General features: G+C 59.0%; 9 protein-coding genes and 1 pseudogene. 6 read left to right on the forward strand and 4 right to left on the reverse strand.

Going from position 1 to position 10,772, the window contains the following annotated elements; translation table 11 throughout:
- Positions 1-12: 12 nt before the first annotated feature.
- On the reverse strand, positions 13-2,409 hold the full coding sequence (locus EII23_RS09145; protein ID WP_124793079.1) for a tetratricopeptide repeat protein: 2,397 nt from the start codon (positions 2,407-2,409) through the stop codon (positions 13-15).
- A 184-nt stretch (positions 2,410-2,593) separates the two neighbouring features.
- On the opposite strand from EII23_RS09145, the gene EII23_RS09150 reads away from it, so the two are divergent.
- From EII23_RS09150 to EII23_RS09175, 6 genes are all read left to right on the forward strand, one after another.
- On the forward strand, positions 2,594-3,220 hold the full coding sequence (locus EII23_RS09150; protein WP_124793080.1) for an MBL fold metallo-hydrolase: 627 nt from the start codon (positions 2,594-2,596) through the stop codon (positions 3,218-3,220).
- Positions 3,217-3,885 carry a flavodoxin family protein gene (locus EII23_RS09155; protein ID WP_124793081.1) on the forward strand — a complete coding sequence of 223 codons (669 nt, stop codon included), beginning with the start codon at positions 3,217-3,219 and terminating at the stop codon, positions 3,883-3,885. Before EII23_RS09150 ends, EII23_RS09155 begins: the two co-directional genes overlap by 4 nt.
- Positions 3,851-4,639 carry a ComF family protein gene (locus tag EII23_RS09160; protein ID WP_124793082.1) on the forward strand — a complete coding sequence of 263 codons (789 nt, stop codon included), beginning with the start codon at positions 3,851-3,853 and terminating at the stop codon, positions 4,637-4,639. The genes EII23_RS09155 and EII23_RS09160 overlap by 35 nt, the downstream gene beginning before the upstream one ends.
- A gap of 118 nt (positions 4,640-4,757) precedes the next feature.
- Complete coding sequence (locus tag EII23_RS09165; RefSeq protein WP_124793083.1) at positions 4,758-5,765, forward strand: DUF4198 domain-containing protein; 1,008 nt, start codon at positions 4,758-4,760, stop codon at positions 5,763-5,765.
- A 128-nt stretch (positions 5,766-5,893) separates the two neighbouring features.
- Positions 5,894-7,114, forward strand: coding sequence for an ATP-binding protein (locus EII23_RS09170; RefSeq protein WP_124793084.1), 1,221 nt, complete (start codon positions 5,894-5,896; stop codon positions 7,112-7,114).
- A 63-nt stretch (positions 7,115-7,177) separates the two neighbouring features.
- Entirely contained in the window at positions 7,178-8,443 is a 1,266-nt protein-coding gene (locus EII23_RS09175; RefSeq protein WP_124793085.1) for an ATP-binding protein, read from the forward strand.
- A gap of 228 nt (positions 8,444-8,671) precedes the next feature.
- Here EII23_RS09175 and EII23_RS09180 read toward each other — a convergent pair whose 3' ends face one another.
- The 3 genes and pseudogenes from EII23_RS09180 to EII23_RS09190 form a co-directional block, all read right to left on the reverse strand.
- On the reverse strand, positions 8,672-9,469 hold the full coding sequence (locus EII23_RS09180; RefSeq protein WP_124793086.1) for an HIRAN domain-containing protein: 798 nt from the start codon (positions 9,467-9,469) through the stop codon (positions 8,672-8,674).
- A complete protein-coding gene (locus EII23_RS09185; protein ID WP_124793087.1) occupies positions 9,466-10,392 on the reverse strand; it encodes a phosphatidylinositol kinase in 927 nt (308 codons plus the stop codon). The genes EII23_RS09180 and EII23_RS09185 overlap by 4 nt, the downstream gene beginning before the upstream one ends.
- 140 nt (positions 10,393-10,532) lie before the next feature.
- Positions 10,533-10,772, reverse strand: a pseudogene (locus EII23_RS09190) (transposase); the annotation flags it as partial.

Genomic DNA, 10,772 nt, shown 5'->3' on the forward strand with positions numbered 1-10,772 from the left:
CTCCGCAAGGAGTTACGACAAAACCGCTCTGGTTTCGGCTTGGCGCGCCTCTTCATCGCGGTCCAGCGCGCGCAGCGCGCGGGCCAGAGTGTGCCAGGCCTCGGGCCTGTCGCGCAGTGCGGCGCTTTTTCCGGCCAGCAGTTCTGCAATGGCCGGATCCTCGTTGTTTTCAAGGTAGATTTCTGCCAGCAGCAGCATGGCGTCCGCATCATGCGGATTGCGCGCCAGAGCCTCGTGCAGCAGTTCCCGCGCTTCGCCGCCCCTGCGCTGGCGGGCGGCCACCCGCGCCAAATGCCTGCGGGCCACGCTGGGGGCCTGGGGATGGGCGTCTTCTATGGCTGCGGCCTTCTCGTAAAAGCGCCGTGCCTCCGCCCGGCGGCCCCCCAGTTCGCAGAGCTGCCCCAAACGGATGTGGGCGAACTGGTGCTCGGGGCACAGGCGCACACACTGCCGGAAGTAGCGCGCCGCCGCGCGCCGCTCGTCCAGGCTCTGGCAGACCGCGCCCAGATTGTAGCATATCTGCACCACAGTGGGCGTGTCCGGGCGGCAGCGCAAAGCTTCCAGAAAGTGCCGGCGAGCCTCATGCCGGCGCTTGAGCGTTGCCATGCACACCCCCAGAGAATTCCAGGCCATGGCATTGCCCTTGTCCGCCAGCAGGGCGAGCTTGTATTCCTCCACCGCGCCAAAAATGTCTCCCAGGCTGTACCGCCTGTCGGCGCTGATGTTCAGCGCCAGAGAATTGCACACGCCCACATGCGGTTCGGGCAGCAAAAGGGCGTATTCCAGCGCCTTGAGCGCACAGTCGGGCATCTCCGCCTTGCGGTAGCGCAAAAAGGGATACCCCGCCAGACCAACGGCACAGGATATTCCTTTGCCCGCCAGAGCGGAACATATCTCCGCATAGAGGGGCGACAACGCGTCGGCTTCTTCATCAGAGTGAAAGAAAATCAGGCTGTTGCTGCCATAACGCCCGGCCAGAGGCAAGGGCCGCCCGGCGCAGGCCGCGCGCCATGCTTCCAGCGCCGCAGGCAGGGAAGGATGGCCTCCCTCTCCGTCCGGGGGTGCGTCCGCACTGTCCAGCCGCAACAGGGCCAGAGTGAAGCGGGAGGCGGACTCTGCCTTGCGGGCGAACGCTTTCAAAAATTCACCGTGCCCGCACGCTTCTCCGGCATCCGGCGCGCACGCTTCCGCGCTCCCCGCCTGCACAGCGGAGCCCCCCCCTTGCGCCCCTGACCGGGAAGAGGGCATGCGCACCTCCGGAGCCGCCGCAGACGGTTGGGCCATGAGGGCCAGCCTGTCGCCGACTTCAGGAAGGCAGGCGGCATCGGCAAGGTGCAGGATTTCCGCCACGGATTCCGTATCGCTGACGCGCAGGAGCACCACTTCTCCCTTGCTGCGCGCGCCCTCCCCGTTGGTTCCGTCCAGAACGGCAAAACGCATGCCCTCACGGGCCTTGGCCTGCCTGCCCAGGCTGATGCGCACTCTGCCCAGGGGCAGGGTTTCCAGCACCAGGCCGCCGTCCTGCAGAATGCGCACAAAGGGCATGATACGGTTGGGCGCACCCAGCCCGGCGGCATGCCCGGCCACATCCACAGCCAGGCGCGCGCGGTCAAGGCACAGCCGAACCTGCTCGAACATGGCAAGGGGGAGCTCCCCTCCCTGCATGTCCTGCGGGTACAGGGCGTGCCCGGCGCACAGGCACGCGTCCTGCCCGGAGGGCGGCGAAACTTTTTCCATACGGGCCAGCACGTTGGCAGCCAGGGCATGGCAGACGCCGCGGCTGTCGGTGGAAAGCAGAAAGGCGAATTCCCACCGGCCCACGCGGGCGGCGGTCACGTCCGTGGGCAGCCCTTCCCTGCACGCACCGGCCAGCGCGCGCAGATAGTCGCAGGCCACGGCATGCCCCGCCTTGCGGGCAATGGCAGGGCCGTTGCCCACCCGCACAAGAACCAGCCCCATGCACAGGCGGTGCAGGGGCACGGGTTCCACAGCGTCCGCACCTGCGTCCTGCAAGTGGTTGCGCACACGCTCTCCGGCTTCTTCCATCCGGGACAGGAGCGTGGATTCCGCAGCAAGCCCGGTTGCAGGATCGGAACGCATGGCCTGAAGCCCGGCCAGCGTGTCCAGGCACAGGTCTGCAATGGCGGGCAGATGGGGCATGAGGGGGCGCAGTTCGCGCACGCGAACCCCGTGGAGCATGAGCACGCCCAGCAAACGCTCCCTGTGCCGCAAAGGCAAAAGCAGCTTGCGCTCTGCCGACAGAAGCTGCGGCCCGTCAGGAGCATGGCCGGCGGGAAAATACAGTGCATGGCCTGTAAAGGAGAAAAAAGAGGCCAGCCGGGCGCACAACGCCCCTTCCGCCTCCATCACATGCTCGCGCTCCAGATCCGGGAAGGAAAGATGTTTCATCTCATAAGGATAATCCGTGCAAAAACAAATGTCTATCACAGCGGCACAACCGGATGCCGCTGCAATTTCCCCGCCGGGCGCTTTTGGGCAGAGACCATTTGGCGCTTGCCCTGAAAAACTCTATGGAGTAAGAAAAAAACAGTCCCCAATCAGAAACCACAAAGTGCACGCCAAAGGAGCGGGTATGCCTGTCGCTGTTTTTCCCCTCGGGCCGTTGCAGGCCAACAGCCACATCCTGCACGGCCACACGCAGGCCATTGTTGTGGATGTGGGGGGAGATCCCGCTCCCATGATCAAATACCTGCACACCCACCAGCTTTCCCTGACAGCCATCTGTTTAACGCACCGCCATTTTGACCATCTGTACGGCGTGGCTGCCCTGGCCAGGGAAACAGGGGCTCCGGTCTATGTTTCTGCCGGTGACGACCCGCTGGCGGAAACAGAGTCGGCCAAGGGGGGGATGTGGGGCTTTCCTCTGGTGGAGCCTTTTGAATCCCGCCCTCTTGCTCCGGGCAAAGCGTCTTTCAACGGCATGGAGTGCGAGGTATTGGCAACTCCCGGCCATACGCCCGGCGGGATTTCGCTCTATTTTCCCTCTGAAAAAATTGTGTTCACCGGCGACTCCCTTTTTTACCGCTCCCTCGGCCGCACGGACTTTCCGGGAGGGGATCAGGCGCAGCTCATGCACTCCGTGACGGAAGTCCTGTTCAAACTGCCGGGAGAAACCGTGGTGTATCCGGGGCACGGGCCGCTCTCCACCATCGGCGACGAACGCGCCAACAATCCTTTCTGCGGCGAATTTCTTCCATGAGCCTCCCCCTGGTGCTGCTGTGCAGCCCCAACCCCGGAGGCACCACGGATACCGCTGCAAAAATCTTTGCCGAAGGCATGGCCGCCGCAGGAATCTCCCCCCGGCTGGTGCCCCTGCGCGACTATGCGCTGACGCCCTGCACAGGCTGCAATGCCTGTGCGCACCCGCCCCACGCCTGTGTGCTGGCCGCCCCCTCCCGCGCGGCAGCAGAAGACCGGGCGGAAGACGTCTTTGCCCTTTTGCTCCAGGCTCCCCTGATCGTTCTTGCCGCGCCCGTCTTTTTTTACTCCTTGCCCGCCCACTTCAAGGCGCTCATTGACCGGGCGCAACGCTTCTGGGCGCAACGCTCCGGAACGCCGCACAGTCCCCCTGCCGCCCGGCCAGCCCCCGTGCCCGCGCTGGCCCTTCTTGCCGCGGGACGCACACAGGGGAAGCAGCTTTTCTCCGGCGTGCTGCTGACGCTCACCTACTTTCTGGATGCGCTCAATGCCGACATCCGCGACACGCGCCAGTTGCGCGGGCTGGAAACGCGCCGCGACCTCCTGCAACGCCCCGGCCTCGCCGCGAACCTGCGCGCCTGGGGGCAGCACTGGGGGGGGAGGCTTGCGGCACGCGAAGAAACTTCTGCCCATGCGTCTGCCAGCCCCGCTTGCCGCGCTCACTGAATTTTTCGCGCGCCCGACAGACGGGGGCAGCATCTGGAGGCAGCGCCGCTGCGTCCACTGCCTGCGTCCCTTCCACCCTGCTGCGGAGGAAGATATTTCCGGCCATCCGGCCGCGCTGCTCTGCCCCGAGTGCCGTATCCCGCTGGCGGCATCGCCGCACAACCGGTGCCGACACTGCGCCGTCCCCCTGCACGGCGGCACGGCGCACGTCCTCTGCGGCGCCTGCCTGCAAAATCCGCCGTCATGGAGCCTGGCAGCCTGTCACGGGCTGTACGGAGGCGCACTGCGGGACGTGCTTTTGCGGCTCAAGTATGACGGGCACATGTATCTCGCGCCCTTGCTGGGGGGCTTTCTGCTGGAGGCCTGCTCCTGCCTGCCGCGCCCCGATGCCGTGGTGGCCGTGCCCCGGCATGCCCGCCGCTTGCGGCAAAGAGGGTACGATCAGGCCCACGAGATCGCTGCGGCCTTCTGCGCCCATTCCGGACTGCACCTTGCACGCGGCTTTCTGACGCGGCCTGTGCCCGTGCAGACCCAGGCCGGGCTTTCCGCTCTTCAGCGGCAGCGCAACGTGGGCGGCAGCTTTGCCGCTGCGCCCAAGGTCAGAGGGCTGCGCCTTTGGATTGTGGACGATACCATGACCACCGGCAGCACCATGGAGGCCGCTGCCCGCGCCCTTCTGGCTGCGGGGGCCGCACGGGTTGACGCGCTTTTTGTGGCCCGCACGCCGCGCTCCGCCGCAGACTGCGCCACATGACACACGTAAAGAATTTCGCTATGTTCCCCTTTCGCATGCCTGCTGCACCGAAAAAACCGGCGCCCTTTCTCCGCCGGAAAAACGGAAAGAACGCACTGGGGGCATGCAAGGAGTTTCCATGACATGCGCACGCCCTTGCGGCCTGTTTTTTGTCGGCATCAGAGCCGGATTTTGCGCCGCCCTGCTCCTGACGGGACTGTGCGTGCTCTGGCACGGCACAGCGGCCCACGCCCAGGTCACTCTGCTGATTCCCAGCCAACCGAGCGTGGAAGCCCCCACAGCACCCGCCGCGCCAGCACAGGCCAAACGCGCCGAAAAAGGCGGGGACGAAGCACGCCCGGAAAATCCGGCCGCAAAGGACACTCCGGCAGAAAGTGCCGCACCTCCCGCACAGGCCCCCGCGCCGCCCCCCACTCCCGTTATTGAAGAAGAAGTGGATGTGCTGGTCAGCATGATGCAGCCCTTCCGGCATGAAGGGCTGGACATGGACATGCCCCAGATGTTTGCCGTACTGCGCTACGACAGCGATACCCCCGTCCATAACGGCATGCTCCAGCCCGAACGCCGGGACCTGCTGGGCGACATGGAGGAGATCCGCTATCTGGATCGGAAAGCCTGGGGGGCCAATGTGGCCCTGAGCGCGCCCGGCTTCTACCAGTTTGTCATTGAGAGCCGCCCCTGGTGGGACGCCGCGCGGGACTGCTTTGTGCAGCACCATGTCAAAACATCTTTGCCCGTGCACGGAAAAAGCCACGGCTGGAACCAGCCCGTGGGGCAGCGCCTGGAAATCGCCCCGCTGTCGCGGCCTTTCGGCCTGACCGCGCCCGCCCTTTTTGCCGGTGTGGCCCTGATGGAGGGCAAGGCCCTGCCCCAGGCCGAAGTGCGTATGGTGCGCATCAATACGGAAAAACTCTCCGCGCCCACGCCCTGGCACGAAGAACTGGCCGCCCGGACAGACGCAAACGGGCAATTTGCTTTTGTGCCCAACCGGCCCGGCTGGTGGTGCTGCACGGTCACCATACCGGGAACGCCCCTCAAGGGGCCGGACGGACAGCCCAAACCCCTGTATGTGAGCGCGTTGTTCTGGCTGTATGTGGATGCCCCTGCCACGGAAGCGAAAAAGTAGACACATACGGAGTTGCCAAATGCTTTGCCATGCTGCGGCGTGAGGGGCATGCACGGAACCAGACATTTGACAAGACAATTTTTGTGCGTCCATAATATTTTTCAAATATAAAATGGACGAAAACACACATGTACTCGGCACGAACTCTTGAAGGCTATCTCGGCAAGGCGGCGGCGCAATTTCCGGTTCTGCTTCTGACCGGCGCGCGTCAGGTGGGCAAAACAACGCTGCTCCGCCATTTGGGCGGCAGCCAACGCACCTGTGTTTCCCTGGATGATCCGCTGGTGCTGCGCCTGGCCCGTGAGGATCCGGCCCTGTTCATGCAGCGTTTTCCCGCTCCGGTGCTGATTGATGAAATCCAGTACGCGCCGCAGCTTTTGCCCTACATCAAGATGGCTGTGGACGCCGACCGCAGGCCGGGCAGTTTTTGGCTGACAGGTTCGCAGCAATTTCACTTGATGCGGAATGCTTCGGAATCGCTTGCGGGGCGGGTGGCGGTGTTGCACCTGCTCGGCCTTTCCCGGCGGGAAAGCGTGGGCCATGGAGCGGCACACAAGCCTTTTCTGCCGACAGCGTCGTTTTTTGCGGAACGCGCGCGCAAGGCGGATACGCTTGCCCTCAAGGATTTGTACACGCTGATCTGGAAAGGCTCGTTTCCGGCCCTGACGCTGAACGCCGTGGACAGAGATTTGTTTCTCGGTTCCTATGTGCGGACGTATTTGCAGAGGGATGTGCGCGATTTGGCGCAGGTGGGCGACGAAATGGCCTTCTTGCGTTTCTTGCGGGCCAGTGCGGCCCGTACCGGCCAGTTGCTGAATATCTCCGAATTGGCCCGCGATGCGGATGTATCACCTGTTACGGGGAAAAAATGGTTGTCCATTCTGGAGGCTTCCGGCCTCGTCTACCTGCTGGAGCCGTACTTCACCAACGTGACCAGGCGGATGGTCAAAGCTCCCAAGCTGTACTTTCTGGATACGGGCCTCGCCGCGTATCTGACGGAATGGTCAAGCCCGGACACTCTGGAAGCAGGCGCGATGTCCGGCCCCATTCTGGAAACCTGGATCATGGGCGAACTGCTCAAGAGTTGGCTGCACAACGGCCTGCGTCCGCCGTTCTACTATTACCGGGATAGGGATCAGAAAGAAATTGATCTGCTGATCATTCAGGACGGTACGGTTTTTCCTCTGGAAATCAAGAAAACCGCCTCGCCGGACAAACGCGACATCCGCCACTTTGCGGTACTGGAAAAGCTCGGAATGCCGGTCGGCATGGGCGGCGTCATTTGCCTGGCCGATCAGGCACTGCCGCTGGACAAGACGGCCTGGAGCGTGCCCGCGAGTTGGATTTGAGAGCAACGATACGCATATTGCCACATCTTGTAAAATCCACCACGCCATGGTAGATTTTACACCATGAACGCGCGTACAATATACACAGAGCTCATGGAAGCCCTGGCCGATACCCCGGTTGTCTTTCTGCGCGGCGCTCGCCAGACCGGAAAAACCACGCTGGCAAAAAAGTTGGCCGAAGAGTCTTCCGGATCGGAAACCAGCCGCCAGTATATCAGCCTGGATTCGGCTACCGCTCTGGCCGGGGCGCTGGAAGATCCCACAGGTTTTGTGCAGGAGTTGAAGAAACCGGTGATCATCGATGAGGCACAGCGGGCCTCCGCCCTGATGCTGACCATCAAGGAAGACGTGGATCGTGAGCGGCATGCCGGGCGTTATCTGCTGACCGGTTCGGCCAACATCCTGGCCTTGCCGGGCATTGCGGATTCTTTGGCCGGCCGCATGGCGGTGCTGACCCTGTATCCGCTTTCGCAAGGGGAAATTGCCGGAACGCGGGAAGATTTTATCCAGGCGCTGTTTCAGAAGGACTTTCCCATAGCGAACGCGGAAGCGGCTTCGCTGACAAAAGAAGCGCTGCTGGAGGCCATGGCGCTGGGCGGCTATCCGGAAGTGCTCTCCAGAAGCAATCCCAAGCGCCGCGCTGCCTGGTTTGATTCGTACATCACCACGCTGGTGGAGCGCGACATTCGCGACGTTGCCAACATCCAGGACATCAGCGGGCTGATCCGCCTGCTGCGCCTGCTCGGCGTTCGCTCCGGAACACTGCACAACCAGGCGGAGCTTTCGCGGAGCGTGGGCGTGCCTGCCAGCACCCTCAGCCGGTATGTTCCGCTGCTGGAAGCACTGTTCCTGATCTGGTTCCTTCCGGCCTGGTCCGGCAATTTGGGCAAGCGGCGGGTCAAATCCCCCAAACTGCACGTTATCGACTCCGGCCTGGCCTGCCATTTGTGCGGCGCGAACGCGGAACGTCTGGCTGATGATTCGATCATGGCCGGGCGACTGCTGGAGTCCTTTGTGGCCGGGGAACTGCTGAAGCAAAGCAGTTGGACGGAACATCCGGTGGCGCTTTACCACTACCGCTCGCAAGGCGGTGAGGAAGTGGACGTGGTGCTGGAAGACCGGGCCGGGCGCGTGGCTGCCGTGGAAGTAAAACTCTCTGCCAGCGTATCTTCACACGACATCAAGGGGCTTGCCTCACTGCGCCATGCGCTGGACGATCATTTTGTCCGGGGCGTGATCGTATATACCGGGCAGGAAGTCATGCCTTTGGGTGACAGGCTCTTCGCGGTGCCGGTGGGGATGATGTTTTCAGAGAGTTTGCATGGGTAGCCGCACTGCTCATCCCGTGCTGGCGGCAAAGCTCCGTTTCCGGAACCGTTTCCGGCCTGCTTCAAATTTGCCAGAATCTGGCTGTCTGTAACTCGTGGCTTTTTCATGTAAAATCCCCCGCGTCATGAGTAGCGGGAAATTCTGCTTTCAAACGCTACCATTTTTTTGGGGGGGGAGATTACACACAGCAGCAAGCGGGATCCGAACGGATTATGATCGCCTGATTTTTTACACTAATGCAGAACACAATGGCAGATGACAGCCACTGTTTTGGGATAGTAAACAGTGTAGTTTAGCATCTTCCGGAATGGGTTTGAAAGATTTTTGCGAGCATGGAGCAAAACCTGGTGGACATACAGCACTAATCGTACATAAGACACGATATCTCATTGGTGCATCTGGATTAATGCGTTTAACTTGTAGGTTAATCAGACTTACATCTGTATTTTTTAAAAGGAACAGAAAATCATCAACAAGATACCTAGGGCAATAACCCATAAATGAAACAGGGTCATCAGTTCTTAACAAGATCGCACTGCTGTCGTATCTGTTTTGAGGATCTGGGCAGAGGTAAAGCAAATCACCAGCCTTAACTTTATCTAGATTGGCTGACGCCCAATTATTAATATAGCGCAACCCATGGCTAAAAAAGGACATTTTAAAGATTCCCCCTTGAACAATTGGGCAAGGAAAAATCTCAAGTGAATCAGTTCCGCGTTTGCCCTCCGTCAGAGCTAAAACATCAAGGGGATCATACTGTTCTCCCGCAAGATCTAACCATTCAAGGAGTGTGTTGAACTCTGGTCTGCTTTTATTAAGAATTCTATTTTCAAACAGTGGAAACAATTCATTTGAGGTATATAAGGATTCAAGGTCATTCATACTTCCAAATGGAACAAAACGTGAAGACTCTTTTGCACCATGCGTGTAACAAAAAATATATTTATTATTATCATAACATAGACGGCCAACGGGATGCCATTTTTTTGTCTCTCTATCGTTCCATGCGATATATAAGATTTTCATATCTCTTCCCAAATAGAAATAAGTCTTGTTTTATTAATTAATATTAATTGAACGGCAAATTGTACTGCCAAATTTGATATTCGAATTTGATCACTGGGAATGCCTTGAAAGATATTATTCACGGAGTCGTCTGTAATTAAATTTAACCTGTCCAACCACGCCTTCGCCGCCTTCGAATCTTGCTTTGCAGCCCTTCTAAATGTCTCAATTGTATCAAGTCGCCTAGGAGGGTGCTCAACGTCATAAAATGCTGATAAGCCCTTATTGGCATAGCATGCTACAGTCCTTCGTTGATCTCTGGTTGTAAGTCTATCCTTGCGGTTCGCATCGGTGACTTCTCTTCCCAGGCTTGAGGCATGGTCAAATGTTGGGGCAAGGTAAACGGTGCGATGAAGCGGTTCAGCAATTATTCCCCAATTTTCATGATGACGGTCTTGATTGGCGATAAGCGCGTCAAGCATTATATATCCAATGAATAGCCCCAGCGGATCCGTAACTTCTTTAGGTGCGTCTTGCCAATCAGGAGGCAGAGTCGCAAATTTTGAAACTTTGCGCAACAGCGCCAAGACAGTTTTAAGCGCGTAGGCCGTTTGTTTATGTTTTTTTTCAACATCGTAGGATCTATCGAATCGTGCTAGCAATTCGTTTGCGTGTACTAGGCGGCCGCCGCTAGGAACAATCGATTCACAGATAACCCCCTCATTTTTACCGTAAAGAGCGAAATCATAATGGGCGTGGGGAATTGAAAGCAAGTCACAGATTCTTGACGAAACAACCTCTGCCCAGTTCTCACCAGTATTGGCGCGGCCTTGTTTATATAGATATAGTTTTCTTTCCTTAGCAAACCAAAATTTACTTTTTGTCCCTAATTGCTCAAATAAATCTGGATCGGTACCTGAGATGTCAACTACCGGGTATGGCATAGCTCTGCTCGCTGTTGGCAATGACTGGCAATCTTCTGATTCCTTAAAAAAGTATGAGTTGTTGGGCGTTATTTGTAGTAGTTCAGGCTTGATCTGACAGTGTAATCTCCCCTATTTGTGGCAGTACTCAAAAGTAGAGCCTATGCTGCCCGTTTCAGCTTCATGGCCGGGGTGATGCCACCGATGCCCATGTTGGGCCGTTTATTGTTACAGGTCCAGAGCCAGGCTGTGGCAAACTCCTGTATCCAATGACTCAAAGACATACTAATTCAGCCAGTCATGCCGCACGGTTCGGTTATAGCGTTCGGCATAGCCATTTTGCTGCGGTTTCCCCGGCTGAATGTACCGGATGCGAATTCCTCTTTTTTCAGCCCAGGACT

It is taken from the genome of Desulfovibrio sp. OH1186_COT-070 (genome assembly GCF_003860215.1).
Lineage (GTDB): Bacteria > Desulfobacterota > Desulfovibrionia > Desulfovibrionales > Desulfovibrionaceae > Desulfovibrio.

Coding starts and splice junctions, on each gene's coding strand:
- EII23_RS09175 (WP_124793085.1), top strand. CDS start 7,178: ATGAACGCGCGTACAATATACACAGAGCTCATGGAAGCCCTGGCCGAT.
- EII23_RS09145 (WP_124793079.1), bottom strand. CDS start 2,409: ATGAAACATCTTTCCTTCCCGGATCTGGAGCGCGAGCATGTGATGGAG.
- EII23_RS09150 (WP_124793080.1), top strand. CDS start 2,594: ATGCCTGTCGCTGTTTTTCCCCTCGGGCCGTTGCAGGCCAACAGCCAC.
- EII23_RS09170 (WP_124793084.1), top strand. CDS start 5,894: ATGTACTCGGCACGAACTCTTGAAGGCTATCTCGGCAAGGCGGCGGCG.
- EII23_RS09155 (WP_124793081.1), top strand. CDS start 3,217: ATGAGCCTCCCCCTGGTGCTGCTGTGCAGCCCCAACCCCGGAGGCACC.
- EII23_RS09185 (WP_124793087.1), bottom strand. CDS start 10,392: ATGCCATACCCGGTAGTTGACATCTCAGGTACCGATCCAGATTTATTT.
- EII23_RS09160 (WP_124793082.1), top strand. CDS start 3,851: ATGCGTCTGCCAGCCCCGCTTGCCGCGCTCACTGAATTTTTCGCGCGC.
- EII23_RS09180 (WP_124793086.1), bottom strand. CDS start 9,469: ATGAAAATCTTATATATCGCATGGAACGATAGAGAGACAAAAAAATGG.
- EII23_RS09165 (WP_124793083.1), top strand. CDS start 4,758: ATGACATGCGCACGCCCTTGCGGCCTGTTTTTTGTCGGCATCAGAGCC.